The organism is Paenibacillus sp. FSL W7-1279 (genome assembly GCF_037969845.1).
In the GTDB taxonomy this organism is placed as follows: Bacteria; Bacillota; Bacilli; order Paenibacillales; family Paenibacillaceae; genus Paenibacillus_AQ.
Window position 1 is genome coordinate 774,993 of sequence record NZ_CP150215.1, and the last position, 25,768, is coordinate 800,760.

Annotated in this window: 25 protein-coding genes; 16 read left to right on the forward strand and 9 right to left on the reverse strand. The window is 52.3% G+C overall.

Annotated features, from left to right (window positions below):
- The first annotated feature begins 19 nt into the window (after positions 1 to 19).
- Positions 20 to 1,327, forward strand: a complete 1,308-nt coding sequence (locus MKY82_RS03275; RefSeq protein ID WP_339295481.1) for an aspartate aminotransferase family protein — start codon at positions 20 to 22, stop codon at positions 1,325 to 1,327.
- A gap of 12 nt (positions 1,328 to 1,339) precedes the next feature.
- Complete coding sequence (locus tag MKY82_RS03280) at positions 1,340 to 2,215, forward strand: UbiA-like polyprenyltransferase (RefSeq protein ID WP_339295482.1); 876 nt, start codon at positions 1,340 to 1,342, stop codon at positions 2,213 to 2,215.
- A 63-nt stretch (positions 2,216 to 2,278) separates the two neighbouring features.
- Here the strand turns inward: MKY82_RS03280 and MKY82_RS03285 are convergent, their stop codons facing one another.
- Complete coding sequence (locus tag MKY82_RS03285; RefSeq protein WP_339295483.1) at positions 2,279 to 4,027, reverse strand: alpha-glycosidase; 1,749 nt, start codon at positions 4,025 to 4,027, stop codon at positions 2,279 to 2,281.
- Positions 4,028 to 4,372: 345 nt separating this feature from the next.
- Here MKY82_RS03285 and MKY82_RS03290 point away from each other — a divergent pair, with 345 nt between their 5' ends.
- Complete coding sequence (locus tag MKY82_RS03290) at positions 4,373 to 4,633, forward strand: metal-sensitive transcriptional regulator (protein WP_071222173.1); 261 nt, start codon at positions 4,373 to 4,375, stop codon at positions 4,631 to 4,633.
- Between the two features lie 122 nt (positions 4,634 to 4,755).
- On the forward strand, positions 4,756 to 5,769 hold the full coding sequence (locus MKY82_RS03295; protein ID WP_194540727.1) for an NADP-dependent oxidoreductase: 1,014 nt from the start codon (positions 4,756 to 4,758) through the stop codon (positions 5,767 to 5,769).
- Between the two features lie 364 nt (positions 5,770 to 6,133).
- Here MKY82_RS03295 and MKY82_RS03300 read toward each other — a convergent pair whose 3' ends face one another.
- The 3 genes from MKY82_RS03300 to MKY82_RS03310 all read right to left on the reverse strand — a co-directional run bounded on the left by MKY82_RS03300 (position 6,134) and on the right by MKY82_RS03310 (position 8,028).
- Positions 6,134 to 6,625 (reverse strand): cytochrome c biogenesis protein CcdC, encoded by a 492-nt coding sequence (locus MKY82_RS03300; RefSeq protein ID WP_071222169.1) that lies wholly within the window; start codon positions 6,623 to 6,625, stop codon positions 6,134 to 6,136.
- 126 nt (positions 6,626 to 6,751) lie between these two features.
- Complete coding sequence (locus MKY82_RS03305) at positions 6,752 to 7,312, reverse strand: TetR/AcrR family transcriptional regulator (protein WP_194540728.1); 561 nt, start codon at positions 7,310 to 7,312, stop codon at positions 6,752 to 6,754.
- Positions 7,309 to 8,028 (reverse strand): MBL fold metallo-hydrolase, encoded by a 720-nt coding sequence (locus MKY82_RS03310; protein ID WP_220686694.1) that lies wholly within the window; start codon positions 8,026 to 8,028, stop codon positions 7,309 to 7,311. Before MKY82_RS03310 ends, MKY82_RS03305 begins: the two co-directional genes overlap by 4 nt.
- A gap of 229 nt (positions 8,029 to 8,257) precedes the next feature.
- Here MKY82_RS03310 and MKY82_RS03315 point away from each other — a divergent pair, with 229 nt between their 5' ends.
- The 3 genes from MKY82_RS03315 (at position 8,258) to MKY82_RS03325 (ending at position 10,515) form a co-directional block, all read left to right on the forward strand.
- A complete protein-coding gene (locus MKY82_RS03315) occupies positions 8,258 to 8,449 on the forward strand; it encodes a hypothetical protein (RefSeq protein ID WP_071222164.1) in 192 nt (63 codons plus the stop codon).
- A 139-nt stretch (positions 8,450 to 8,588) separates the two neighbouring features.
- The gene (locus tag MKY82_RS03320; protein WP_216532684.1) at positions 8,589 to 9,119 is read left to right on the forward strand and encodes a sigma-70 family RNA polymerase sigma factor; all 531 of its coding nucleotides are present in this window, start codon (positions 8,589 to 8,591) and stop codon (positions 9,117 to 9,119) included.
- Positions 9,112 to 10,515, forward strand: coding sequence for a DUF4179 domain-containing protein (locus tag MKY82_RS03325; protein ID WP_339295484.1), 1,404 nt, complete (start codon positions 9,112 to 9,114; stop codon positions 10,513 to 10,515). Before MKY82_RS03320 ends, MKY82_RS03325 begins: the two co-directional genes overlap by 8 nt.
- A 414-nt stretch (positions 10,516 to 10,929) precedes the next feature.
- Here MKY82_RS03325 and MKY82_RS03330 read toward each other — a convergent pair whose 3' ends face one another.
- The gene (locus MKY82_RS03330) at positions 10,930 to 11,340 is read right to left on the reverse strand and encodes a hypothetical protein (RefSeq protein ID WP_339295485.1); all 411 of its coding nucleotides are present in this window, start codon (positions 11,338 to 11,340) and stop codon (positions 10,930 to 10,932) included.
- Between the two features lie 226 nt (positions 11,341 to 11,566).
- Complete coding sequence (locus MKY82_RS03335; protein ID WP_339221432.1) at positions 11,567 to 12,727, reverse strand: copper amine oxidase N-terminal domain-containing protein; 1,161 nt, start codon at positions 12,725 to 12,727, stop codon at positions 11,567 to 11,569.
- A 236-nt stretch (positions 12,728 to 12,963) separates the two neighbouring features.
- On the opposite strand from MKY82_RS03335, the gene MKY82_RS03340 reads away from it, so the two are divergent.
- Positions 12,964 to 14,037 carry a lactonase family protein gene (locus tag MKY82_RS03340; RefSeq protein WP_220686689.1) on the forward strand — a complete coding sequence of 358 codons (1,074 nt, stop codon included), beginning with the start codon at positions 12,964 to 12,966 and terminating at the stop codon, positions 14,035 to 14,037.
- A 189-nt stretch (positions 14,038 to 14,226) separates the two neighbouring features.
- Here MKY82_RS03340 and sleB read toward each other — a convergent pair whose 3' ends face one another.
- Complete coding sequence (gene sleB, locus MKY82_RS03345) at positions 14,227 to 14,886, reverse strand: spore cortex-lytic enzyme (protein ID WP_220686688.1); 660 nt, start codon at positions 14,884 to 14,886, stop codon at positions 14,227 to 14,229.
- A 359-nt stretch (positions 14,887 to 15,245) separates the two neighbouring features.
- Here sleB and MKY82_RS03350 point away from each other — a divergent pair, with 359 nt between their 5' ends.
- The 4 genes from MKY82_RS03350 to MKY82_RS03365 all read left to right on the forward strand — a co-directional run bounded on the left by MKY82_RS03350 (position 15,246) and on the right by MKY82_RS03365 (position 18,445).
- The gene (locus MKY82_RS03350; RefSeq protein ID WP_071222147.1) at positions 15,246 to 16,322 is read left to right on the forward strand and encodes a sulfate ABC transporter substrate-binding protein; all 1,077 of its coding nucleotides are present in this window, start codon (positions 15,246 to 15,248) and stop codon (positions 16,320 to 16,322) included.
- Between the two features lie 38 nt (positions 16,323 to 16,360).
- A complete protein-coding gene (gene cysT, locus MKY82_RS03355; protein WP_113060891.1) occupies positions 16,361 to 17,209 on the forward strand; it encodes a sulfate ABC transporter permease subunit CysT in 849 nt (282 codons plus the stop codon).
- 12 nt (positions 17,210 to 17,221) lie between these two features.
- Positions 17,222 to 18,088, forward strand: coding sequence for a sulfate ABC transporter permease subunit CysW (cysW, locus tag MKY82_RS03360; protein WP_194540738.1), 867 nt, complete (start codon positions 17,222 to 17,224; stop codon positions 18,086 to 18,088).
- 144 nt (positions 18,089 to 18,232) lie between these two features.
- Complete coding sequence (locus tag MKY82_RS03365; protein ID WP_071222142.1) at positions 18,233 to 18,445, forward strand: YezD family protein; 213 nt, start codon at positions 18,233 to 18,235, stop codon at positions 18,443 to 18,445.
- Positions 18,446 to 18,736: 291 nt separating this feature from the next.
- On the opposite strand, the gene MKY82_RS03370 is transcribed toward MKY82_RS03365, so the two are convergent.
- Entirely contained in the window at positions 18,737 to 19,648 is a 912-nt protein-coding gene (locus tag MKY82_RS03370; protein WP_339295486.1) for a hypothetical protein, read from the reverse strand.
- 149 nt (positions 19,649 to 19,797) lie between these two features.
- Here MKY82_RS03370 and MKY82_RS03375 point away from each other — a divergent pair, with 149 nt between their 5' ends.
- Together MKY82_RS03375 and MKY82_RS03380 are read left to right on the forward strand one after the other, a co-directional pair.
- Positions 19,798 to 20,781, forward strand: a complete 984-nt coding sequence (locus tag MKY82_RS03375) for an alpha/beta hydrolase (RefSeq protein ID WP_339295487.1) — start codon at positions 19,798 to 19,800, stop codon at positions 20,779 to 20,781.
- 22 nt (positions 20,782 to 20,803) lie between these two features.
- Positions 20,804 to 21,556 carry a MerR family transcriptional regulator gene (locus tag MKY82_RS03380; RefSeq protein ID WP_339221437.1) on the forward strand — a complete coding sequence of 251 codons (753 nt, stop codon included), beginning with the start codon at positions 20,804 to 20,806 and terminating at the stop codon, positions 21,554 to 21,556.
- A gap of 389 nt (positions 21,557 to 21,945) precedes the next feature.
- Here MKY82_RS03380 and MKY82_RS03385 read toward each other — a convergent pair whose 3' ends face one another.
- The gene (locus MKY82_RS03385) at positions 21,946 to 22,839 is read right to left on the reverse strand and encodes a hypothetical protein (protein WP_339221438.1); all 894 of its coding nucleotides are present in this window, start codon (positions 22,837 to 22,839) and stop codon (positions 21,946 to 21,948) included.
- Between the two features lie 363 nt (positions 22,840 to 23,202).
- On the opposite strand from MKY82_RS03385, the gene MKY82_RS03390 reads away from it, so the two are divergent.
- Both MKY82_RS03390 and MKY82_RS03395 read left to right on the forward strand, forming a co-directional pair.
- Positions 23,203 to 23,835 (forward strand): NAD(P)-dependent oxidoreductase, encoded by a 633-nt coding sequence (locus MKY82_RS03390; protein ID WP_194540744.1) that lies wholly within the window; start codon positions 23,203 to 23,205, stop codon positions 23,833 to 23,835.
- Between the two features lie 66 nt (positions 23,836 to 23,901).
- Positions 23,902 to 25,647: an NAD(P)H-hydrate dehydratase gene (locus MKY82_RS03395; protein WP_339295488.1), complete on the forward strand. Its 1,746-nt coding sequence runs from the start codon at positions 23,902 to 23,904 to the stop codon at positions 25,645 to 25,647.
- The last annotated feature ends 121 nt before the right edge of the window (positions 25,648 to 25,768 follow it).

The following is a 25,768-nucleotide window of genomic DNA, read 5'->3' on the forward strand; positions in this document are numbered from 1 at the left end:
TTCAAAGAGGTGAATATCCATGACGCATGCAGATCAGACGTATATGGGTCCGGAAGCTATCGTGACAAAGCGTCGGGAATACGGCTACCCTTGCACGGCCAATTTCTATAAAGAGCCGCCCCAGATCATCAGCGGCAAGATGCATAAACTTTACGGGCATGATGGCAAAGCGTATGTCGACTTCTTTACGGGAGTGTCGGTTGTCGCCTGCGGCCACTGCAATGAAGCCATTACGGCAAGAACGATCGAACAGCTGCAGACGCTGCAGCATACGTCAACCATTTACCTTACCCAGCCGATGGCAGATCTGGCGGAGCGGTTGGCAAACGGCGTTTTGCCTGGCAACTTAAAGCGAACGTTCTTCGTAAACAGCGGCTCCGAAGCGAATGAAGGCGCGCTGCTTGTCGCCCGTCTGCACACGAAACGCCGCCATTTTCTGGCGCTGGATTACGGCCTTCATGGCCGCACCTTCCTGACCATGAATGTGACCGGCATCCCGATGTGGCGTGCCGATGATTTCCTGGACCAGGAGGTGGCTACGTTTATTCCTCGTCCCTATGATCCTGCCATGGATCAGGATGCTGCCGCTCGCCGTTCCCTGGATGCGTTGGCGAGTGTGCTCGCTGCGAAGGGAGACACCTTCGCCGCCATGATCGTGGAGGCGATCCAAGGCAACGGGGGAATGATCGTGCCGCCGGATTGGTATTTCCGTGAGCTGAAGACGATGCTGGAGGAGCATGGCATTCTCCTGATTGCCGACGAAGTTCAGACGGGCTGCGGCCGCACGGGACGCATGTTCGCGATCGAGCATTACGGCATCGTGCCTGATATTCTTACCATGGCCAAGGCACTAGGCAATGGCGTGCCGATCGGCGCCTTTTCCACGACGGACGAGATTGCCGCCAGTCTGGATCGGCCTTCCGCCTCGACCTTTGGCGGCAACCCGGTATCATCCGTCACGGCGCTTGCCGTCTTGGATTACATCGAACAGCAGGGCCTGGTTGAGCGTTCCCGGCGCGTTGGCGGGCGGCTCATCGAAGGTTTGGGGGAGCTGCAAGGCCGATATAAGATAATCGCCGATGTCCGAGGCAAGGGCTTTATGGCGGGGGCCGAAATCCGTGGAGCGACCGAAGAGGAAAGCGCAGCATGGACGGATATCATTCTGGAGCGCATGAAGGAAGAAGGATTTATTATCGGCAAAAATGGGGTGGGCCGAAACGTGCTGGCTTTCCAGCCGGCCATGATGATTCCGGAGGAAGATATCGAGGCCATGCTCAGTGCGCTGGACAAGGTGCTGGCTGGGTTATCCCAATTCGTAAACGAATGAGGTTGGATTCGGATGCAGATGATGTATAAAGTCGTTCATAAGACCAAAATGTTCGGAGAACTGGTGATGTTCTCCCACACGCTGTTCTCGCTGCCCTTCGCCATCATTTCCATGATCTGGGCCGCGGACGGCGTACCGTCATGGCATGTCATGCTGTGGTCGTTGATTGCGCTGGTAGCCGCACGCAATGGAGCCAATGCCTTCAACCGCATCGCCGATTTGAAGTTTGATGCCGCTAACCCGCGGACGGCGACTCGCCATATGCCAAGAAAACTCCTGCTGCCTCGCGAGGTGTACGTATTTGTGGCCGTTAACTTCGCCATCTTTATTCTCGCGGCGGGGATGCTGAACCCGCTCTGCCTGGGACTCTCTCCGGCAGCGATCGTGCTGATTTGCACGTACTCGTACACGAAGCGCTTCACCTGGCTGTGCCATCTGTATCTGGGCTTTACGATCGCTTCGGCTCCGATCGGGGCATGGTTTGCCGTAACGGGGCAATTCGCATTCATTCCGTTTATCATCGGTACCGTCGTCATGCTGTGGATTGCAGGCTTTGATATCATCTATGCCACGCAGGATATCGAATTCGACCGGAGCACCGGCTTGTGGAGCATTCCCCGCGCGTTTGGGTTAGAGGGCGGACTGCTCATTTCCGGAATGCTGCACGGGATTATGATCATCCTGCTGGTTTCCCTTTACTTTATCCAAGGCTTAGGCTGGCTCTACTTGGCGGGAATTGCCGTTTCGGTGATACTGCTTGCCGTGGAGCATCGCATCATCAAGCCTTCCAGCCGCAGGCGGATGCACCTTGCCTCCTACAACCTGAATCAGGTCATTAGCTTGACGATTCTGCTCTTTACCTTGGCCGACCAATTTGTGCTCGGATAAAAAAACTCCCTTCGACTGCCGGACCGCTACTCGGGCCATATGGCATTCAAAGGGAGTTTGATTTTATTGCCCGGCTTTCAAGATCGCAAAGCCGTAAGCAGGCAGCTTCACGGTCAGCTGGCCTTGCTTCGCGCTGAGACCTTCGCCGTTCCACAGGTTCGTCCATTGCTGGTCCTGCACAGGGACGGTTATCGTGTTGCCCGCCTTGTCGTTGTTGACGGCAATGAGGATCGTTTCGTTGTCGTCCTCGCGCAGGTAAGCGATTTTGCCGCCGTTCTTCTCGGCCTTCAAAAATTTGAAGGTTCCCGTGCGGAGAGCGGAATGCTCTTTGCGGAGCTTAATGAGCGTTTGGTAGAAATGGAACAGGTCCTTGTCATGCTTGGACTCGTCCCATTCCATGCATTTGCGGCAGCCCGGATCGTGTCCGCCGTCCATGCCGATTTCGTCGCCGTAATAGATGCAAGGCGTGCCGAAGTACGTGAACTGGAACATCGCGGCCAGTTTCATCAGGCGTTTGTCGCCGTTCGCCTGCGTTAACAGTCTTGCGGTGTCATGGCTGTCCAGCAGATTGAACATCACTTCGCTGGCTTGTCTCGGATAGCCGGCAAGCTGCTTGCCGAGCATGAACGAGAACTTCTCGGCATCGGCGGTACGGTTGATGAAGAAATCCAGTACGGCATTCGTGAACGGGTAGTTCATGACGGCGTCAAACTGGTCGCCTTCCAGCCAGATGGAGGATTCATGCCATACTTCGCCAAGGATGTAAGCATCCGGGTTGGCTTTTTTCACGACTTGACGGAATTCGCGCCAGAAGCTGTGTCCCACCTCGTTGGCTACATCCAAGCGCCAGCCGTCGATGCCCGTTTCCTTGATCCAGTACTCGGCAGCCTTGAGCAGGTAAGCCCGGACTTCCGGATTCTCCGTGTTCAGCTTTGGCATCAGCGGCTCGAAAGCAAAGGTATCGTAAGTCGGAATGCCATCCACCACTTCCAGCGGCAGGGAGCGAACGTAGAACCAATCCTTATATTTGGAGTTCAAACCGTTCTTCTGCACGTCAACGAATGGGGCAAACGTTCTGCCGGAATGATTGAAGACCGCATCCAGCAAGACGCGGATTCCGCGCGCGTGGCATAGATCGACCAGTTTCTTCAGCGTGTCCTTGTCGCCGAACTGCGGATCGATTTCCATATAGTCTTCAGTATCGTATTTATGGTTTGTTGTTGCCGTAAACAGCGGCGTAAAGTAAATCGCGTTGACGCCGAGCTCGCTTAAATGGTCAAGATGGTCGATAACCCCCTGAAGGTCACCGCCGAAGAAGTTCTTCGGCGTCGGTTCGGCACTGCCCCAAGGCAAAGTGCCATCCGGGTCATTGCTTGTATCCCCATTCGCGAAGCGTTCCGGGAAGATTTGATAGAAGATCGCGTCCTTGACCCATGCAGGCGGGTGGAAAACGTCATCCGGATTGATGAACGGGTACTCGAACAGGCGGTCCGGATTGGCCGGCGGCTCTGTCAGGAAATCATATTCGGTCATCCAGCGCTTCTCGTCAACCTGCTGGAGCAGGAAGCCGTATTTCAAACGGCGGTACGGAGGAGTTGCCTCGCACTCCCAATAATCGAACATTTCATCCGAGGACAGCTTGGTCATCGGAATATATTCCATCGTTTGATCCCACAGGTACTTGTCGCCTGCGAGGGCGTACACTTCGGTAAGGTCGTCTTTTTTGGTGCGGATTCTGAGATGGATGGTCGTGCCGTTATAAGCGTAGGACCAGTTTTTGCGCGGACGGTGATAGATGGCTTCCAAGAACATCGATAATTCCTCCTTAAATAGGTAAATTAAAAAAGGCACAGCCAGGACTATGAATAGCCGAGGTTGTACCTTTGTAAGATAACATTGCCTTTAAATTATGAGGTTTGGATCCGGTTGCTTATGAATTCATTAGCTGATTAAAAATATACCACGCGCTCTGAGCGTATTCAAGCCCCAAGTCGAAGTCGCTGATCCTGGCCTGCAACGAGGGAGACAGGGTGCGGATTTTCGAGCGGATACCGCCGGGCGGTGCAGGTCGCAAGGAAAGAGCGGGCATTTGTTGTATAATATAGGGATAAGGACAAGCCTGACAGTGACAGATACGTATTATAGGAGGACGGTCATATGCAATACGACGATCAGATGAAAAACCGGATCAAGCGGATTGAAGGACAGCTTCGCGGCATCTTGAAGATGATGGAGGAGAACAAGGACTGCAGGGAGGTCATCACCCAACTATCCGCTTCGCGTACGGCGATCGACCGAACCATTGGCGTTGTCGTCAGCTCCAACCTGGTGGATTGTGTACGGAAGGCCGAAGAGAATGGTGAGGATACGGAGAAGCTTGTGCAGGATGCCGTTAATTTGCTCGTTAAGAGCAGATAAAGGATTAGGCACCGAACGCGAGAGCGCCGCTTGTTAAGGGGCTAGCCTTAGGGCTAGGAAATTTGTAAACGGACAAAATGGGTAAAGATAGGATGACGGTTTTTTTAAAGGAGGGTACTCAGATGTCTGTAAACGAACAAATTATACTAGCCAAAAGGCCGCAAGGCATGCCGGAGGAGTCGGATTTTATATTGGAGGAGCAGCCTTTGCCCGTTCCGCAAGCCGGAGAAGTCCTGGTACGGACCGTATACTTGTCGGTGGATCCGTATATGCGGGGCAGAATGAGCGATGCCAAGAGTTATGCGAAACCCTACGAAGTAGGACAGGTTATCGCTGGAGGCGCAGTAGGGCAGGTCATGGAATCGACGGATCCGACCTATCGGGCAGGCGATTATGTTGCAGGAACATGGGGCTGGCAGCGCTTTGCCGCCGTGCGGACAGGAACGCTGCGTAAGGTCAACCCGGATCTGGCGCCTGTATCGACCGCCTTGGGCGTGCTGGGGATGACCGGTTTGACGGCCTATTTCGGACTGCTGGATATCGGTCAGCCGAAGGAAGGCGAGACGGTCGTGATATCGGGTGCCGCAGGCGCCGTTGGCATGATTGTCGGGCAGATTGCCAAGATCAAAGGGACCCGGGTGATCGGTATTGCCGGTTCTGACGAGAAAACCAAGTACCTGACCGAGAAGCTGGGGTTTGATGCAGCGATCAATTACCAGACCGAAGATCTGGCATCGTCTTTAGCGGAAGCTTGCCCGAATGGGGTGGACGTTTATTTTGACAATGTCGGCGGTGAGGTTTCGGATGCGGTGCTGCGTCTGATCAACAAAAATGCACGGATCCCGATTTGCGGCCAAATCGCACTCTATAACCTGGAAAAACCCGATACGGGCCCGAGAATTCAGAGCCTGCTGTTGACCAATACGGCACTGATGAAGGGCTTCCTGGTCGGCGACTATGCCAGTCGGTACAATGAGGCATTGCATGAGCTGGCCGAATGGCTGAGGGATGGTAACATTCAGTACGCCGAACATATCGTCGATGGTTTCGAGAAGACCATTGAGGCGTTTCTGGGGCTCTTCTCCGGGCAGAATCTGGGGAAACAGCTGGTGAAGGTAAGCGAGGAGCAGAGTTAGTCTTTTGATATAGATAACAAAAGAGTGTCGGATTCACGACTTCGTGAAACTCCTCAACACGGGAGCTTCACGGCCGAACGGGTACAATCCGTCCGGTTTGCGTGAATATCGGCACTCTTTTTTGCGTTTATTAAGTTTAATGACTATATAGATTGAACTAAAGAAAAGAAGAACTTCAACGGAGAAGGAGGAATTATTGTGTAGAAACGAAGTGGTCGCCTTTGCCCCCGGATTTTAACCATGATATGAATGTATCGAAGAAATCTGGGGGCCACAGCGATCGGAAGAATAATCCGCATTCGTAGTGCTGCTTAGGCTAAGAGTCTTTAGTTCAACTTATATAGTTAACGATGGAACATGTCCGCTATATAGCCGCTCCTGGTGTCGTAAATTGCTGATACTGGCGATACATCGAGATGCGCCAGTGGACAATCATGCCGTAAGCCAGCATGAAGAACAGCGCCGCGGTCTGCGGGATGGAAATATGCTGCTCAATGTATCCGTGGAGCAGGAGCCGGACAGCCAGCAGGCCGAGCAGAATGTAAACAAAGCTTTTCGATTTCTGCATGAAGATCTGGCCATCGACCTTCTCGAATTTGGTGCTTCGAATCAGTGGATAGGAGAAGATGAACCAGCCTACCAGAAAGGCAATTCCCGCCCACCATATAGGGATGCGTACCTGCGGCTCAACGAACATCAGAAACCCTGTGCTCATCGCGACGGGAGGGATGATGATCTTCTTGACGGTGACGGGGCGGTTGCTCGCTTTCATCCGAATGAAAATAACGGTCAGTGCCATAACCAGCATCGCAATCGTAGAGCCTATCTGAAGAATTGGGGAATCGAAATTAACCACAATTCAGAACCTCTTTCCATAAATAAAATGACATGAAATGTGCTGCCTTTTGATTATAGCACATTCTGATGCCAGGCAAAATCAGGCAGGAGCGGGAGGATCAGCGCGGTTTGGCGGCGGTCGTCTTTAAGGTTGGAGTCCATCGATGAAAATCCGGATCATGAAATCCAGGCTTTCATCTACATTCAGATCCATAGCGAATTGACCCCCGCGTTCCAGAGATGAGAAGCCATGGCACAGGCTGCGAAGTGTCCGCACGGCATGCAGCGCCTCCTGCTCACTGAGCTGGTATGGAGCCAAAATTTGGAGCAGAAGCTCGACAATCTGATTGCCTACCTGCTGCGCCTCCTGTTGTTCCGGATGGAGAGGCTGCAATGCGGCTTCGTATAATCCGGGGTGAGATCTGGCAAAGTCGACATAGGTAAGGCATACATAACGCAGCGCGTCTTCACCAGACCGGCCGGCGACAGCCTTCAGCAGCCGATCATGCAATGTCTGGAGGCCATACAGCATCAGGGCGGCATGCAGACCCGGCAGTCCGTCTACGTGGTTATACAGGGAAGGCGACCGAACGCCCAGCTTGCCTGCAAGCGCGGCCAAGGTCACGGCATGAAGTCCATCCTGATCCGCCAGATCGGCAGCGGTTTGAAGCAGTTGAAGCCGGTCGATTCCGGGTCTTGGACTCATTTTGCATTCCTCCTAATTGTAGATTCCGCATGCGTAACGGCCTTCTGCATGGCAGCGACAGGATTCTTTAGCATCCGTCCGTGGCCGACGGCCAGAACGGCGGGCTTTCGTGCGGTTAGCACTTTGGCGCTTTCCAAGGCAAGCTCCTTGCTCCAGGTCGCCATGGCAGGGAAGGGAAACCAGGGTTTGAGCACACCGGATACGGCTAATCCGCCCCGTGTCTGCCAAGCATCGCCGGCAATCAATATACCGCTGCGCTCATCGAGAAATGCCATATGCCCCGGCGTGTGTCCGGGAGTGGCGATCGCCTTGAGCGAACCAACGGAATCCCCGTCAGCCAGAAGCACGTCCGGAACGGTGGTTATGTTCTTGGGGATATCTCCGCGAATCGGAGCTTGCAACTCCCCAGGCTGGACCTCCGCGTTTCCTTTCAACAGCAGCGCATCACGCCGCGAGATGTAGACCGACGCATTCGGAAGCTCTTTCTTTAACCCGTCGAGCGCCCCGACATGGTCGCCGTGGGCATGGGTCAGCACGATCCGGGTGATGGGCTTACCTATAGCGGCTGCCGCTTGCAGGATTCCCTTTTGGGAAAATGACATACCAGCATCAATCAGCGTAATGCCGTCGCTCTCTTCTACAAGATAGACATTTATCGGGAATAGGCGAGGAAGAAATGAAATTTGAGTCACGTGCTCAATCGTTGTTTGTAACATAAAAGGATTCCCCTTTCACTCAAAACTAATTATGTTAGTATAATAACTAATATCATTAGTTTTATCAAGCCTAAATTTTAACATTTTCATGAATAGGCTCATTTCACCCCTAAAATTTTTATATATTTACCAAATTTTGAGTGCAATTTTCATTGTTTTGCGTTACCATAAAGATAGATATACGGAAAAAAATGTAGATTATTGAGATGAAGGGTGAGGGGCGGACGACATGGATATTTTCAAACGCATCGTACTTCTGATGGTGATGTATGCCTTCTCCGCGGTACTTCTGTATGTAGCCAGTCAGCACACGCCATATCTGCTTCCTGTCATCTGGATTTCTGCGCTTATGCTGCTGTTATGCGGCATCGGCTATCTTGGATACCATTATTTCTTTAAAGGACGCAGAAAACGAAGTTAATCGAAGATACGTACAAGTCTGCCCAACCGGGCGGGCTTTTTTTGTGCGAAAAATAAAAAAACCGTTTGAATCACTTTGCAGTCTTATATACAGTGATGTAAACAAGCGAGGCAGGTCGGACAAGGGGAAGGGTAATCGGATGATAGATCATAATGAGCTTGCGGCTGCTGCATGCAGAGGAGACGAGGAAGCGTTCTATGCACTCGTGACGGAGCACCGAAGGCGCCTATATGGAATTGCGTACAGTTATTTGCATAACGAGAGTGACGCACTGGAGGTATTGCAGGAGACGGTGTGCAGGGCCTGGGTGAAGTGCCGGAAGCTGAAGCATCCGGAGGCATTTGTCCCTTGGCTCATTCGGATCCTGATTAACTGCTGCATGGATGAGCAGAAACGAAAAAAACGCATGGTTCCGGTTGAAGAAGTGCGCAGCCAGGAGACGGCTGCCGAGATGGTCAGTGACAGCAAGCTGGATCTGGAGCGTGCGCTCAGCCGGATGAAGCCCAAATACCGCCATGTGCTGATTTTGAAATACTATCAGGACATGACGATCAGCGATATCGCCAATATTCTCGATGTTCCGGAGGGTACGGTCAAAACCCGGCTGCATCAAGGATTAAAGCTGCTGCGGCAAAAAATCGAGCCAGGAGGTGCCATATTCCATGTTTGAGAAGGAAGAGCGAATGCTCAAGGAGATGAACAGGGACGCGGAGATCAGCGAAGCGGTTGTATCCGATGAAGCATTGGACGCGGCGGTGCGAAGCGGGATGCGAAGAGGACGGCGCACGCACCGGAGCCGGGCCCGAATGGCTACCGTCTCTGCCGTGGCTGTAACCGTTGCGGCTGCGCTGCTGTTCGTCGTCTGGAGCGGGAACGAAGGGCTGGTAAATCCCAAGGAGCAAATGGCGGCTCAGGGGCCGTATCCGCCATTGACCGGGTTTGATTTCGGAGAAGATATTACGCTGAATTCAGCCAACAAACACGGCATGATTCAGCTGGTGGATCAATCGGCGACCAAGGGGGATTATACGGTAACGGTCAACGGGATACTTGTAGGCTCCCAGCAGATGGAGGTGTTCTATACGATCCAAAACCGTGCGGAGAATCCCGCAGATTTAAAGGGTGTGGAGATGAAGCGCCGGGGATCCAGCGAACCGCTGCCTTATAGTATTGGGTCGTCGGGTGGAAACGAGATTAAGCCCGGCGCCGACAAGCTGTTCCATTCCCGATCGTACATTCATATGGCTGAGAATCACGCTATACCTGAGGAATTGACGTTATCTTTTAAGATTGCCCCCTATTCGACAAATACGGCTTATGAATCCTCGGCAGAAAACCAGCAGGTGCTCGATATTAACGTATCCGTTGATATGGAGACAGTCCGGAAGTATATTAGCACGATTCCGCTCAACAAAATGCTGCAGATTGAGAGTCAGCGGTTCTATTTGAAAGAAGCCGTGTTGTCTCCTGCCGGTATCGTCGTGAAAGCAAACATCCCATCCAGCAATACGATGAAGGTATCCGGTTTATGGGATGTGTATTTGGAAGCCGTGGTTAACGGCGAGAAGATCAGATTGAACAGCGATTCCGCCTTTTTGCCCGGTGCAGGCGGCGGAGACATGACTTACTTCTTCGACAGCAATATATTGGAGAAGCCGGAATCGATCACGCTGAAAGCGAGCGGATTCCAGGCGGTGGACCCCTCGAAGATGAAACTCGTGGTGGATACGGATAAGAAGGAGGTCATTCGTTCACCGGACGGCGACCTTCGATTCGGAGAGTACACGGGGCATACGCTGACAGTTGAATACGAAGAACAGGCTGACCGGCATATGGGCAGCGTGTCGATTGAACCGGAGTTTGTGGATGGAGAAGGGAAAAAGCATAGGATCAACGAGGATGCAGGGGGGCTCAGTGCCTCGTCCCAATCCTCATCGGATTCTGAGGTAAGCCTCATTACGCAGTATATTCACCTTAAGCCCGGGGTTTACCCTCAGCCGCTGACATTTACGTTAAGCAGTTATCCTGGTGTCATGGAGCAGGCATTCGAGGTGCCGATTCAATAAACTTAAAGATGCTGAAAGCTCATCAGGATAACCACAACGCCGAATGCGATGGCCACTTTGCCGGCGAATTTTAGATACCATATTCTCAAATCGCTGAGTTCAATATCATCCCTGGTTCTTCTAAACCACCATGAATGCGGATTTCGGATGGCGTATAGCCCAATCGCGATGAATGCGATGCCCATTAACACTGTTAATATAAAGTTGATGAACAGAGGTCAATCAGCTCCTTTCTTTAACGATAATACGCAAGGTTAAATAATGAAGTTCCAACATGTGTAAATAGGAGAGCATCTCCATTTAAAGTGATGCGCCAGAAATGAGGATTAGAAAAAGGAACCGCCCCCGACCATAAAGGCCGGAGAACGGTTCCTTTCTCATGTATTTATATCTTGAAACAAGGGCTTGATGACGCTATTCCTTGTGCGCGGTAGGGGAGCTGCCTTCGTGTCCCTTGGCATCCAGGAGTTCAATTAGAGCTTTGGGCACTCCGTTGAGCAGCAGCCACTCACGAAGTGTTTCGATGGCCCGGATATGGCCATTCCCCTCATCCCGCCAGGTCAGCAGCTCGACGACCTTGATGACGAGGAGCATGAGCTCCATTTTGTCATGCTCGGTTTGGTCTGCGCGGATTTTTTGGAATACGGCTTCTTTCTCCCAATCCAGCAGGATCTCTTCACCAATGGTTGGTCTCATGAGTGAATAGCTGTAATCGCACTGCGGGCAGAGTACCGTGGTGAACTGTTCTGATTTGAACGTAACCCGGATATCCGCTTGACACTGACGGCAGTGAAATTGGACTTCAATTGCTGAGTTCGTTTCCATATCGATGATGCCTCCTTCGAAGAGAAAGGTATCTACTTATACCCAATAGTCGGTAACTATGACCCATCGTCTTGGTAAAACCTTTGCCGATAAAGTCTATCGTGACGCTGGTGGGAAGGAAGAATATCATCGTATGGCTTTACACGGTGGGTACAAAAAGAAAACCGTGAGCTCCCCTCGCCGGGGAATTCACGGTTAAATCGAACAAGTTCATTATGCCAATGACCTATTCCAGCTCCAGTACATCATAGATCAGCCATTTGCCTTCGGTTTTCTTGAGCCAGTAAAGGGAGGTCGAATGGATGATTTCACCGTCGGCATCATCGGTTTCTTCAGCGTAGACGACGGCGTCTTCCCCTTGGAAGAAGACCGTTCGGAGCTCAACTGATTTAAGGTTGAAATTCACCTCATCGAAGATGCCTTCCGCAATGCTGGTTCGGAACATCTCGTGGAAGGCCGATTCCGGATGAATAACCGACATGAGCAGCGGACCATTCTCATCATTGAAGCCCTTGGACTGGGTGTCAATGGTCGCCACTATGGCTTTTTGTTCCGCTTCCGGCACTTCCGGATGAGCTTCCAGCAGTTCATCTCCGACTAGATATTCCGTCTCGTAATGGCTCAGATCATAGATTTTCCATGCTCCCGACGCGTCCTTCTTCAAGAGATTCTCGTAATGGAGCGTAGCATCCCAAGCAAAAGGCCCGCTGGTGCGGTCGAGGGTCACACTGGTGTAGGCATGGATCGACGTTCCGGCTACCGTTACTTCCCATACGTCAGCGGATACATGCAGATCGTTCTTGAATTGGTTCTGATAATTTTCTTGGATTTCTGCAAAAACAGGAGATTTTGGATGGAAGGCGCTCATGACAGCATCCAGTTTCTTGGCATTACCAGCTTCTTCAATTGTATGATAAAGCTTCTTCACCTCGTCGGTGGCGTTGTCGATTGCACCCTCCCGGTCGATCTTGATGGTACGTGACTTGGAGTCCCACTTCACGGGCAGTCCGGTGGCTTCCGCTACGAAACGAAGGGGAACCAGCGTGTTGCCGCCTTGCGTGAATGGGGCGATCTGAAGCGTGGTTTTTGCGCCATTGACATAAGCGGTCTTCTGCCCGATGGTCATCTGCAGCTTCTGATCGAGGTATGTACCCGTTACCTGTTTATTTCCGCTGTTCCAATTGACTTTATAATCCAGGGCCTGAAACAGAGGGCGGAATTGCACGAAGGTAACTCCATTTTTCATAATAGGGGCTGCCTGAAATTTGATTTCCTGGTTATCGAGGTAGACTCGGATATTCCCTTGAATCTTTGCCGGAGCGGCTTGCGTCGCGCTGGCGAACAGGAACAGAAGAGCGAATGCCAGTAGGCTTATTTTTTTCTTCAATTGGCTGTCATCTCCTTCAACGAATGATAGAATAGAGGGGTAATTGTGGTAATCGTACATGATAAAACCAATGCTAGCAATAGATTTCTTCGTGAGTAATAAGGGGTAGAGCAACGTGGCGGGGGCTTGCCGGTTCGAATTGAAAAAAGGCGGTAAGCACGAAGCCCTTATGGGTAATACATAATAAGGATCAGACCGGGTCACCGGAACATTCATTAGACAAAGGAGTGGATCACATGACAGCAGGACAGGAACTGATATTTTACATAGGAACCTACGGTTCGGATGAAGAGAATCGCATTCATTGGGGGGCGATGGATCGGGGTACAGGAGAGCTCCGTCTCTTAGGCGGTACGGCGGGTATTGAAAACCCTACCTATCTGGATTTCGATGATTCCATCTCCGTACTGTATGCAGCCAGTGAGAAGGGCGAAAGCGATGTGTCGGCTTATTCGGCCAATCTGGTAACCGGTGAATTAACGCTGCTGAATGTTCAGTCTACCGGCTCATCCGGTGCGTGTCATGTATCCCGGACATCGGACGGGAACTACCTGCTTACGACAGGGTACAGCGATGGACATATATCGGTGCTGGCATTAGAAGAAGACGGTCAGATCGGAGAGCTGGTCTCCAAGATCAAGCACAGCGGACGCGGTCTTCGCGATGACCGTCAATCGGAAGCGCATCCGCATTCGATATTTGAAGACCCCGTCAACAAGTATATCGTGGTCAGTGACCTGGGCATGGATGATGTGAACCTGTATCGGCTGGAGGAAGGCAAGCTGGTCACCCACCGCGAGATCAGTCTTCCGCCAGGCTCGGGCCCAAGGCATGTGTCCTTTCATCCATCAGGCAAGTGGGTGTATGGCGCGAACGAACTGAACAGCACGGTAACGGCATACGCAAACGACGGGACATTTGGGGATTTGAAAATATTACAGCATATATCGACGCTGCCAGAGGATGTAGTGTTGGATAACAACACATCGGCCCACCTGCTGGTATCTCCTTGCGGCCGTTATCTGTACGCCTCCAACCGGGGCCATGACAGCATCGTTCAATATGTGATCGACCAGGAGACCGGTACGCTCCGCGCAGTCAACTGGGTGTCTTCCGGCGGTAAAACGCCGCGCCACTTCAATATACTGCCAGAGGGCTTTCTGCTGACGGCGAATCAGGACAATGGTTTGATCGCAAGTTATCGGATCGATCCGGACACGGGTAACCTGGTCTCTACGGGTTATACACTAGAAGTTACGCGCCCGGTATGTATCTGTCCTGTAGAGAAGGCAAAGGCGAATAAACGTTAACTTATATAAAGAAGAAGCAGCCCGAAGACCCGGAAATGGGACTTGAGCTGCTTCTTTTTTTGGTGTTCTTTGCCCGTAGCAATGAACAAGGAACACGGTGTTCAACCTCCGCAAAGAGAGGAAACAGGCTAAGCAAGGTCATAGGAACTCATAGGAATTCATGGGTTTAAAGATTCATTCGATGAATAATTAATGCGCAAAGATATGATTGCCGATCTGCAGCACTTGCGGTCTGGACCAGATCCATTTGCTGGTCGCTGTTTTGGGATTAAAATAGTAAAGGGATTCAAAAGTCGGATCCCAGCCGCGAACGGCATCCAATGCGGCCAAATAGGCGGTCCGGTTCGGGGGGAGCCAGTATTGTCCATCGTCTACGGCTGTAAAGGCCCCTTTTTGAAAGACAACGCCCCGAATATCATTCGGAAATTCGCTGGATTGAATGCGGTTCATGACAACGGCCCCGACGGCAACTTGTCCTTTGTAAGGCTCACCGCGGGCTTCACTGTAAATGACTCTGGCCATGACATCCATTTCGGATTGATTTAACGTATATTTTTTCAGCTGTCTCCAGGTTTGTGCGCCGGTAACTCCATCGGCTGGCACACCGTATTCTTTTTGGAAACGGGTAACAGCTGTTTTCGTGTTTGCGCCATATTTGCCATCCAACGGCTGCGTGTAGAAGTCCAGCGTTTTCAGGCGATATTGAAGTTCCCAGACATCCCCGTTTTCACTGCCCGGCTTTAACAGCGGAGCTGCCTCCGTCGTTTGGGCGAATGCAGGCATGAACAGAAGAATACTTAGGAAAAGAGCAGAAATTATTTTCCTAGTTGGCTTTCTTATGGTGATCATCTCCTTTGGGGTTGAATTATAAGGATGGAAGCGAGTTCATACAACCCTCAGTAAATGGAAAACCACGCTGTGACTGCGTTCGCGGGCCAAAAATGGTTCTATGGACCGGGGGGGGCCAAACTTGTAATTATTTGAAAAAAAGGTTTGACAGCAGAGGATGGACTTATTACAATAGCTTCATAACATACTAAACAGGTAGGAATTATAATATTTTGTTCTCACCGTATCGACGGAGGAACGCTCAAGGATCAAGAGCAGGCACGGTAGCAAACCGGCTTGACTCTGTTCTGATGAGCCTTCCTCCGTCTTTTTTTGCCATACGGCCTGTTTAGTAGAGAATACCAGGGGGAGTGATCCATATGAAAAAGGTGTTGAAGCAAGGGGTTCTCATCGGATTGACCATGATGTTGACGGCGGCGCTTACGGCTTGCGGTGCAGAGAAAACAGAGACAGTCGCAACCGCCAATGGAGAAGCGCCTGCTTCGGGTTCAAGCAAGCCGAGCGTGGAACTTCTCAATGTTTCTTACGATCCGACCCGCGAGTTATATGACCAGTACAATAAAGCATTCGCGGCGCATTGGGAGAAAGAACAAGGCCAGAAGGTAACATTTAAGCAATCGCACGGGGGTTCAGGCAAGCAAAGCCGTTCGGTAATCGACGGTTTGGAGGCGGACGTGGTGACACTGGCCCTCGGATACGATATCGATGCAATCCGTCAGGCCGGATTGATCAATGAGGGCTGGGAGAGCAAGTTCGAGCATAACAGTGCGCCTTACACCTCGACGATCGTTTTTCTCGTCCGCAAAGGCAACCCGAAAGGCATTAAGGATTGGCCGGATCTGATCAAGGAGGGGGTAGAGGTTATCACACCGAACCCGCAGACCTCCGGCGGCGCACGGTGGAACTACCTGGCGGCATGGGGCTATGCACTCAAGGTTAACCATAACGATGAAGCGAAGGCACAGGAATTCGTGAAAGAGCTGTTCACCCACGTGCCGGTGCTGGACAGCGGCGCACGTGGTGCAACAACCACTTTTGTAGAACGTGGGATCGGGGATGTGCTGCTGGCTTGGGAGAATGAAGCGTATCTCTCGATTAACGAACTGGGACCGGACAAATTCGAAATCGTGAACCCGTCGGTCAGCATTTTGGCGGAACCGCCGGTTGCCGTCGTGGATAAGAACGTCGACAAGCGAGGGACCCGCGAGGTAGCGGAAGCGTACCTGCAATATCTATACAGTGAAGAGGGACAGACGATTGCGGCGGAGAATTACTACCGTCCGACGCTTGCCAGCGTGGCTGACAAGTACAAGGAGAAATTCCCGGCCATCGAATTGTTTACGCTCAAGGATGTGTTTGGAACATGGGAAGAGACGCAAACGAAGCATTTCAATGACGGCGGCATCTTTAATCAGATTTACGTGCCAGGAAGCTGATCGGCATAACCGCCGAAGGCAGGAAAGGATGAGTGGACATGGCTGTACTCCGCGTACAGAAGCAAGGCAGAAATCATCGCAGGGTGCTCCCTGGTTTTGGAATCGGCATGGGACTGACCGTTCTTTATATGAGTTTGGTTGTGCTCGTCCCGCTGTCCGCGCTGCTGCTCAATCAAACCGGACTAACCTGGGAGAAGTTTTGGTCGGTTGCAACCGATCCGAGGGTGCTGGCCTCCTACCGGGTTAGTCTGACGACAGCGGCGCTGGCCGCATTCGCGGATACGATATTGGGGTTGCTGCTGGCTTGGGTGCTGGTGCGGTATGATTTCCCCGGTAAAAAATTGTGGGATGCGCTGATCGATTTGCCATTCGCCCTGCCAACGGCCGTGGCGGGGGTGGCTCTAACCGCGATCTATTCCGCTAATGGCTGGATCGGATCGCTGCTGGAGCCGCTAGGGATCAAGGCGGCATTCTCTCCTTTGGGCATTACGCTGGCTCTTATGTTCATCGGCATACCGTTTGTTGTGCGGACGGTCCAGCCGGTGCTGGAGGATGCGGAGCGGGATACGGAAGAGGCGGCTGCTACGCTGGGGGCAGGCCGATGGCGAACGTTTAGCACCATCATTCTGCCAACCCTGATTCCGCCGCTGTTGACCGGATTTGCGCTTGCTTTTGCCCGGGGGATCGGAGAATACGGCTCCGTGGTTTTCATATCGGGGAATATGCCGATGAAGACGGAGATTGCGCCGCTGCTGATCATGACAAAGCTGGAGCAATTTGATTATGCCGGCGCGACGGCGGTTGCCTTGATCTTGCTGCTCATCTCTTTTGCGCTGCTGCTCGGCATCAATATTTTACAACATTGGACGCGGAAAACCGCGCGTTAAGGAGGGGATACCATGGCTGGAACTGTACCCGCTGCCGTTCCCGCAGCGAAACGAAATTCGCCGTCCTCTCCGGCTGCAGCGGAGAAGCCGTGGGTGAAATGGACATTCATAAGTTTGGCTGGGCTTGTGCTGTTGTGGCTTATTGTGCTGCCTCTCATTACGGTGATGTCCGAAGCGCTTAAGAAGGGATGGGACGTCTATATAGCAGCCTTATCCGATCCAGATGCCCTATCCGCGCTTCAGCTGACTTTACTGGTAGCGGCCATTGCGGTACCGCTGAATTCGATGTTCGGTGTCATCGCGGCATGGACCATAACGAAGTTCCGTTTTAAAGGGAAAAATCTGTTGATTACGCTGCTGGATCTGCCGTTTGCGGTATCGCCGGTGATCGGCGGGTTAATCTTCGTGCTGATCTTCGGTCGGCAGGGCTGGTTCGGCCCTTGGCTTGAAAGTCAGGATATCAAGATTATTTTTGCCGTGCCCGGCATTGTTCTGGCTACATTGTTTGTCACGTTTCCCTTTGTGGCAAAGGAACTGATCCCGCTGATGGAAGACCAAGGGACGAAAGAAGAGGAAGCGGCAGTAACGCTGGGCGCCAAGGGCTGGCAAATATTCTGGAGGGTTACCCTGCCCAATATCAAGTGGGGGCTATTGTACGGCATCATTCTGTGCAACGCCAGAGCCATGGGCGAGTTTGGGGCCGTGTCCGTTGTATCCGGTCATATCCGCGGTGAGACGAATACGCTGCCCCTTCACGTGGAAATTTTGTACAACGAGTATCAGTTTTCGGCATCGTTTGCGGTGGCCTCATTATTGTTGTTATTAGCGGTCGTAACCCTGCTGCTGAAAAATTGGTTTACGCGAAAAAATGACCATTGACAGTCGTTTCCAACCCATGCTAATGTTAATTCATACTATGTAGGTTGGAAAAGAATGAATAATGAACGCGTGCAGGTAGGTTGCCACTTCGACTTGTGGGATGAGTAAATAGATTGGGGCTTTGCCCGGTGAGGAGGCGTATCCATGGCTAAACCTTTAAAAGTGGATGAAATGTGGCTCGAACGCATAGCAAGCCTGCTGAACGACATGGAATTCGGTTCGCTGCAAATCGTAGTGCATGAGGGTCAGATCGTTCAGATGGAACGAACGGAGCGCAAGCGTTTCGAGAATACGGCCTCCGGAGCGGTCAAGACGTCCCGGGCATCCGGCCAACAACGAAGAACGAGCGCAAGATGACCCCGCAAGGTTGTCGAGTATCGAGATAAGAACTTCCATCGATGCCATGAAGTGCACCTTATCCAATAGACTTTGGAAAAACACCCTGGAGTGTCAGCCGATGTAGTCTAAGGGAGTGCGCTTCAGCATTTATGCGGGAGTTCTTTTCTTTTTTGTAGAAGGAATGCGGTATGGAAGAGCGTGATATCCGATAATATCTGCCTGCCCCAAAGGATTGCGAAAATAAAAAAACAGCCCGGCCGATGAATTTCGGTGCGGGTTGTTTTTCGTAATACTCATGTCGCTGTTGTCTTATCTGGACCGCAGAGGACTGCTGCTAATCTCCGGTTCACTGGAATGTGCCGTCTCACTAAGAGGGTCGTGATCTCCCGCAGGATGAAGAAATTGTTCCATTAGCTCCGGGTGCCCGGCATAGGGCCGTTCACGCCGCTGGCGAGTGGCCGTAACCCGGAAACCCGCCAGATACAGCAAGCATTGGGTAGCCAAAACGTAAGGTGAGGCCTCGTTCCAGATCAGATTAAACAGGGCTGAAGCTACAATCAGCAGATGCAGCACGGTATAGATAACGCCATGCGTTCTTCTTCTGGAGTCCATCAACAATCGATAGAAAGAGATCGTGGCAATCATGTTGGAGAGCCATAGACACCATACCTCGGGGTTTGTCCAGACAGAGGATTGCCTTAGTTCTTGAACGAGAATCGTCGTCCATAGGATTGCAGCACCTAGTGAAAGGGCAGGTATTGCAGGTTTCAAGAGCAGCCATAACCCCATACCCCAACCTGGTTTCTCGAGCCGTCCAACCAGCTCGTCGCGCTCCTTCATAAGCCTGTTGATCTCGCGGTCCAGCAGCTTGTGAAGTGTTGTCAATCTGGATTCATCACGATCACTTAGAAAGGTATCAATCTGTTCGTGGAGCTCCCGAGTCAACAGGTCAGCGGATTTGCATTCCTGCAGAAGCCGGATAAGCAGATCCTCGGGGACAGCCGTTCGGGTCGGTCGATTGATAAGGGTTCCCAGAGGCCCGGCCAGTCTGGTGTAAATCGTCAAGGACTGACGAATGCGGGCGAGTGAATCCTTGCGTGCGCCCAGTAGCCGGGATGCACTGTATATGTACAGGCCCGTAAATACCGCAGTGGCAAGAAGCACAGCCACAAGCGTGTCGAGTGAGCCAATGATATCATTCATCCATTCCGTAAGGGACAAGCGGATCCCTCCTTCAATATTCTACCTTTCACTATTGCACAACAAGGGAGGGATTTCAAGCTGATTCGGTAACAGGCAGCTATGGAGAGCATAGGGGGTTGCGTATAACGTTACGTCATATCCTATAGTCACCTTAGGAGGGGATTGAAGTGAAACGAAAAAAAAGATGGGTACTCTTGGGTAGTATTCTCATTGCGATACTAGCTATACTGACGGTAATAGGCTTCCTATTTAGAGATGACGGGTCGTTAAGCGGTTTTGTTACAGAGGATGGGCAGAAGGAATATACGGCAGCTTATGGTGAGGCGATGAGTCACTTACCAGAACCGGTTGAATCGATTAAGGTTCATACCGATTTTGGCGTGGTACAGCTCTACAAGTTCCAGGGGAGCGATACACCGCATAAAACACCCCTGCTGCTGCTTCCCGGTAAGGGATCTGCTACACCCATGTGGGAGGCCAATCTAAGCGGCTTTCTAGAACACAGGCCTGTATACACACTTGATTTGATAGGAGAGCCGGGTTTAAGCACAGAAACCAGACGGATTGAAACCGCAGCGGACCAAGCAGCATGGTTAGGGCAAGTGCTGGATCAGCTGCCGGAATCAGAGATCCACCTATTAGGGCTATCGTTCGGCGGGTGGAGTGCGGCGAATGTGGCGCTCAAGCATCCTGAGAAGATTCACTCGCTCATATTGCTGGACCCTGTCTATGTGTTTGGCCCCATTCCACTGAAAATGATACTGGTATCCATTCCGGCGTCTGTGCCCATGGTGCCCAAACCGATTCGGGAGAAAATGCTCAGCTATATATCCGGCGGGGCTGAAGTTGATGACAGCGACCCGACCGCCAAATTAATCGAAACCGGTATGCGGACATTCAAGAGCAAGTTGCCTATGCCGGAAGCCATCAAGCCGGAACGATTAGCTGAGCTGACGATGCCGGTGCTCGGTATTTTAGCTGGACAATCGACGATGCACCATGCTGAAAAGTCGTATCAAACGGGGAAGGAGTCTCTGAAAGACCCTAATAGCGAGATGGTCGTATTTGAAGATGCTTCGCACGCAATTAACGGGGAATACCCTGAAGAGTTACTGGAAACAATAGAAGCTTTTTTAGCGAAAATCGAGTAAGGGACAAAGAAGGGATGGGTTCATGGAAAAAAAATATTCCGTAAAAGAACTCAGTCAATTGTCGGGAATAACTCCGCGAACCATTCAGTATTACGATAATGAAGGGATTCTTAAGGCGGAGCGGGATGAGCTGGGGCATAGAGTATATTATGATAAACAGCTGTATGTACTTGAACAGATTATGTTCTATAGAGCCATTGGTTTCTCTTTAAAAAAGATCAAAGAACAATTGATCGTGGGCACCGAGGAGCAGGATATCGAGAACATTCTAGATTACCAGGCATCGGTCCTCTATTCACAGAAAGAGAGTATCCAAGCCAAGCTTGACGGATTGCATGTCGCAAAGGAAATGATGAAAGAAGGTTACACCGTACCCTGGGAGCTGTTAGCCCATCTCATGCGTTCATTGAATGAGGTTGATATGTCGGCTTGGAAAGAATACGAATTTTCGGAGGAAGACTCGCGACTATTTCGAACAGTATTTAACTCTGAGCAGGCGGCATTGGATTTTTACAATACGTTCAGAAAAATATCGCTGCAAGCTGCAGCTTATAAGGCCTCAAACGTTCCCATCGAGTCCCGTTTAGCCAGAACCTTAGCCGAAGAATGGCAACGGATGGTTCAACGTGTGACACATGGCGACGAACGGATTCATGCTGCCTTCTTAGCAGTCGATAGAAATCGGGATCAATGGAACACGGGAGAGCGTCAGCTTGTAATGGAAGCAGAACAATATTTGCAGGATGTCTTGAAGCGCTATCCTGATCGTGAATGAGCTGCATTGCAGCCCAGGTTCTGCTTCCTATGCAGGAAGCTTAAATCGTACTCTACTGTTTACATGGCTAATATTTTTTTGTTGGCAAACAATTTTTCCCCAAGGCAACATAAGGGACCGAGCCGCATATAGTATATGAATAAGACGGTAGCATCGTAAGAGAGGGAGGGACCGGGGGATGGAAGTGCATGTAAAAAAAGGGCCGCTACAACGCGCGAAATTGACGGTCGGTTATGTACTGCTTCTCATGTTGACGGTTTAAGAGCGAGCAGGCCTTTTACCGATGGAAGAGGATGAGTTCCTTCATCTAAAATATAAAGATGGCGCCAGAGGAAAATACCCTCTTGAAACGCCATCTTTTTTATTCCCATTATGAAATAATCGCGATGTTATCGATCGGAGTCATGCAATGCTTTCCAGTATCTATAGTCATGAATGGCGAACCCGGAGAACGAAGGATGCTTCTCCGCTTTGATACATACCTTGGATAGCTGTTCCTCCATATAGGACGTGCCTTCCTCAAAAAAGGTAATGTAAGCTCCCTCATTGCTCGATTTGGTCTCTACGGCAATTAAGGCTTCCTTGCCAAGTTCATCGGCTTCCTTAAGCTCGGCAGCAGCGACTTTATAAATGGTATCTGCCTGATCACGATAGGCCATAATGACGACCTGGTCGAACTGCTGGATCATCCACCGACTGATCGACATCGACTGGTCCGGCAGCTGGTAGCCGTGCAGCCAGAATGTCATGTCGGAACCGATGGGCAGATTCAGTGTGTGCGCTTCCTGGACCAGATAGCGGACGCTCGCTTGCCATTGCTTTACCACGGAGGCTTGATTTGTTTTCCACTCAGTCAGCACATGCGGCTCGATATCGACATGAATGCCGGTGAAGCGCTCATTCGGAGCAGCCGAAGCCTGATATTCAGCAGTCCATTGAATGAAGGTCTCCAATCGGTGACGTTCCGATTCCAGCGCCCAGTTAGGCGCGCCGCCGAGGACATGAACCTCGACCCCCTGATCGCCTGCTTGGCGAATAAAGCTGCGGTAATACTCGGGCCGAACATCGCGGTTCATCTGCAGATAGAGCACATTGACCCCTTGACTGGAGGCAAAACTCAGAATGTCGTCAGCTGAATCTTGAATCTGCGGGGTGTCCCAGAACCAGGTCGCCTTTTGGCGGGGTTCGGCCGTAGCCGTATCGGGGTGAAGAGACAAACTGCTTAGCAGCAGCAGACTGCCAGCGAGACAGAGGGCCAGCAAGCGAACGTATTTTTTTTTCATTATATGGATAATCTCCTTTACATACGATTAGCTCATAGGAAAACGACAAATTCCAACAAGCACACAACATTAGTATGGCGATGTAAGTCATTATTCGAGTTATATTTGTTCGTAAATATGCACTTGTGTATTCTATCGGCGAAAATAATATGGTGTTACATAGGTCTAAAGATCTATTGTTTTGAGAAAAAATGAACGAGTGGAGTTTGAAGAGGTCTTCATGGGGATAAGTAAATAGAAGGTGTGACAGCCCGAAACGGCTATAGACGGCACCAGGTGTTTATAATACTACTTAAGATTCAAGAAGAGCCATTCATCACCAGGGGTGATGTAGTATAATTTCTAAGCGAAGGAGCGATGAACATGAAGGTAGCATTAATTGGAGCAAGCGGAACGATCGGGAGACGAATTACGGAGGAAGCGCTGCGACGGGGGCACGAAGTTACTGCGATTTTGCGTAATCCGGATCGATTGGATGCAGAGCATGAGCAATTAAAGAAAGTTAAAGCGGATGTAATGGATCCTTCATCATTAGAAGAGGCGATTCAAGGGCATGATGCTGTTATTAGCGCTTTCGGTCCGAAGTTCGGCCGGGAAGAGGAACTCGTTGCAGCCGCACGCACGATTGTGGAGGGGACGAGACGTGGCGGCGTAACCCGACTGTTGATCGTTGGCGGCGCTGGCAGCTTGATCGCCGACAGCGGCGTACCGCTTATGGATACCCCGGAATTTCCGGAGGAGATCAGGCCGCTTGCCCGTGCGCATGCGGATGCCTACGATCTGTATAAGGAAAGCGATCTGGAATGGACGTATGTCAGTCCGGCAGCGATTATTGAGCCGGGGAAACGTACCGGACAGTTCCGGATCGGCATGGACCGCCTGGTGACTGACGAGAGCGGAAGCAGCCGAATCTCGGTTGAAGATTTCGCGGTAGCGGTGATCGATGAGCTGGATGATCCGCAGTTTATTCAGTCCCGTTTTACCGTTGCTTATTAATAGACAGGCATCCTGAGTCGCCAACGCGTGTGTGTAGGATATATCGAAGCAAAGGGGAGAGCTTGGATGTATGTTGTGACGTCTGAACAGATGAGGTCACTCGACAACCATACGATTCATCAAATCGGCATTCCGGCCATAGCCCTGATGGAAAATGCAGGTAAGGCGATTGCCGAGGAAGTCCTGAAGCTGTGCCTGGAGCGTGATAGAGTGAGCCGTTCTGATTACGGAGGCACTGGGACAGCAGGAAAGGCTCGGTCCTTCATGTCCGAGGACGGGCGGGGTGAACAGCGGCTATTCTTACCGGAGCATTCGGCTGCGGCGGAGGCTCTTACCGCCGGGGATGACCTGGCTCTGGAGATGAGCCGTCCGTCGCCTGTCATCGACGGAGACGCTCGATTGCCCACCGCGCTTGCAGCGCAGGAGCACTGGCTCATTCTGGTGGGCAAGGGCAATAACGGCGGCGACGGGGCGGTCGCCGCCCGGCATTTGCGTGACGCCGGTATACGCGTCACGCTGCTCTATGCCGCCGAGCCGTCCGCGTTAGCCGGCGAGGCGGCGGTGCAGCGGGATGCCGCGGCAGCGCTTGGCATCCCGGCTCTGGTCCACGGCCGTGATGCCGTGGACTACGGCGCGTACACCGGCATCGTGGACGCGCTGCTCGGCACGGGCGCGGCGGGCGCGCCCCGCGGCACTTACGCCGCGCTGATCCAGGCCGCCAATGACAGCGGCCTGCCGATTGTGTCCGCGGATATTCCGAGCGGACTGGACGCCGATACCGGCGCGCGGCACGAGCCGTGCATCTCGGCCGCGGTGACGGTATGCCTCGCATTCCTGAAGCGAGGCTTGGTGCAGTACCCCGGCGCCGAGGCGGCCGGCCGGGTGGTGGTCCGCGCCATCGGCATCCCGGCATCGCTGTGCCGGGAGCAGGGCGTCAGCACGCATCTGCTCACCCCGCATGTCCTTCGGACCGAGCTGGGTGTGGAGGTATCACGTCACCGCTCGCCGGATGGACATAAGGGCACCTACGGTCACGTGTTGACCGTAGGGGGCAGCCGCACGATGAGCGGCGCAGGCCTGCTCGCTTCCCGGGCAGCACTTCGTGCGGGCTGCGGCCTGGTGACCTGGGCGCTCCCTGCAAGCTTGGTGCTGCCGCTGAGCGGAGCCGCGCCCGAGGTGATGCTTGCCCCCGCCACAGGCGAGGAGAGCGGCGGCTACTGGGATGAGGCCTCCGCTGAGCAGGTGCTGGAGCTCGCCAAAACCCGCGATGTGCTGGCCGTAGGTCCGGGACTTGGCCGTTTTGAAGGAGATGCCAGATGGCTCCGCCGTTTGTGGGAAGAATGGGAAGGACCGCTGGTGGTGGATGCCGATGCGCTGAATATGCTGTCCGCGGCCGGTGATTTCGGCACTTGGGAGCCGCGCGGTGCGGCTACCGTGCTGACCCCGCATCCGGGGGAGATGTCCCGGCTGCTGGGCATCCCGACCGCCGAGCTGCAGCGGGACCGGATCGGTGTTGCCGCATCGTTCGCGACCGGGCACGGGGTTACCCTCGTGCTCAAGGGGGCACATACCGTCGTGGCTTCGCCGGAAGGACAAGCCTACATCAACACAACCGGCACCTCCGGCATGGCGACCGGAGGCACCGGGGACGTGCTGACCGGCATCATTGCCAGCCTGCTGGCGCAAGGATATGCCGGTCCGTCTGCAGCCGCGCTTGGCGTGTGGCTGCACGGCCGTGCCGGCGAGCGGGCCGCGCGGCACCGGGGACATCCCGCCTCGGTCATCGCCGGGGATGTCATCGAAGCACTTTGACGCGAAGAGAAAGGCCCTCATCGCGAGAGCACTGCAAAACGAAAACAGTTATTGTAAAACACAATCCAGTGCCGCGAAGGGTGCTGGGTTTGTTTATATTGTGGCTTTAGCCAGTTGAGTG

What these genes read in the sequence shown, in the direction of transcription:
- MKY82_RS03330 (WP_339295485.1), bottom strand. Translation starts at nt 11,340, where the DNA reads ATGGAAACGAACTCAGCAATTGAAGTCCAATTTCACTGCCGTCAGTGT.
- MKY82_RS03340 (WP_220686689.1), top strand. Translation starts at nt 12,964, where the DNA reads ATGACAGCAGGACAGGAACTGATATTTTACATAGGAACCTACGGTTCG.
- MKY82_RS03320 (WP_216532684.1), top strand. Translation starts at nt 8,589, where the DNA reads ATGATAGATCATAATGAGCTTGCGGCTGCTGCATGCAGAGGAGACGAG.
- MKY82_RS03285 (WP_339295483.1), bottom strand. Translation starts at nt 4,027, where the DNA reads ATGTTCTTGGAAGCCATCTATCACCGTCCGCGCAAAAACTGGTCCTAC.
- MKY82_RS03315 (WP_071222164.1), top strand. Translation starts at nt 8,258, where the DNA reads ATGGATATTTTCAAACGCATCGTACTTCTGATGGTGATGTATGCCTTC.
- cysT (WP_113060891.1), top strand. Translation starts at nt 16,361, where the DNA reads ATGGCTGTACTCCGCGTACAGAAGCAAGGCAGAAATCATCGCAGGGTG.
- MKY82_RS03395 (WP_339295488.1), top strand. Translation starts at nt 23,902, where the DNA reads ATGTATGTTGTGACGTCTGAACAGATGAGGTCACTCGACAACCATACG.
- cysW (WP_194540738.1), top strand. Translation starts at nt 17,222, where the DNA reads ATGGCTGGAACTGTACCCGCTGCCGTTCCCGCAGCGAAACGAAATTCG.
- MKY82_RS03325 (WP_339295484.1), top strand. Translation starts at nt 9,112, where the DNA reads ATGTTTGAGAAGGAAGAGCGAATGCTCAAGGAGATGAACAGGGACGCG.
- sleB (WP_220686688.1), bottom strand. Translation starts at nt 14,886, where the DNA reads ATGATCACCATAAGAAAGCCAACTAGGAAAATAATTTCTGCTCTTTTC.
- MKY82_RS03385 (WP_339221438.1), bottom strand. Translation starts at nt 22,839, where the DNA reads ATGAAAAAAAAATACGTTCGCTTGCTGGCCCTCTGTCTCGCTGGCAGT.
- MKY82_RS03365 (WP_071222142.1), top strand. Translation starts at nt 18,233, where the DNA reads ATGGCTAAACCTTTAAAAGTGGATGAAATGTGGCTCGAACGCATAGCA.
- MKY82_RS03305 (WP_194540728.1), bottom strand. Translation starts at nt 7,312, where the DNA reads ATGAGTCCAAGACCCGGAATCGACCGGCTTCAACTGCTTCAAACCGCT.
- MKY82_RS03380 (WP_339221437.1), top strand. Translation starts at nt 20,804, where the DNA reads ATGGAAAAAAAATATTCCGTAAAAGAACTCAGTCAATTGTCGGGAATA.
- MKY82_RS03310 (WP_220686694.1), bottom strand. Translation starts at nt 8,028, where the DNA reads ATGTTACAAACAACGATTGAGCACGTGACTCAAATTTCATTTCTTCCT.
- MKY82_RS03390 (WP_194540744.1), top strand. Translation starts at nt 23,203, where the DNA reads ATGAAGGTAGCATTAATTGGAGCAAGCGGAACGATCGGGAGACGAATT.
- MKY82_RS03275 (WP_339295481.1), top strand. Translation starts at nt 20, where the DNA reads ATGACGCATGCAGATCAGACGTATATGGGTCCGGAAGCTATCGTGACA.
- MKY82_RS03295 (WP_194540727.1), top strand. Translation starts at nt 4,756, where the DNA reads ATGTCTGTAAACGAACAAATTATACTAGCCAAAAGGCCGCAAGGCATG.
- MKY82_RS03280 (WP_339295482.1), top strand. Translation starts at nt 1,340, where the DNA reads ATGCAGATGATGTATAAAGTCGTTCATAAGACCAAAATGTTCGGAGAA.
- MKY82_RS03290 (WP_071222173.1), top strand. Translation starts at nt 4,373, where the DNA reads ATGCAATACGACGATCAGATGAAAAACCGGATCAAGCGGATTGAAGGA.
- MKY82_RS03350 (WP_071222147.1), top strand. Translation starts at nt 15,246, where the DNA reads ATGAAAAAGGTGTTGAAGCAAGGGGTTCTCATCGGATTGACCATGATG.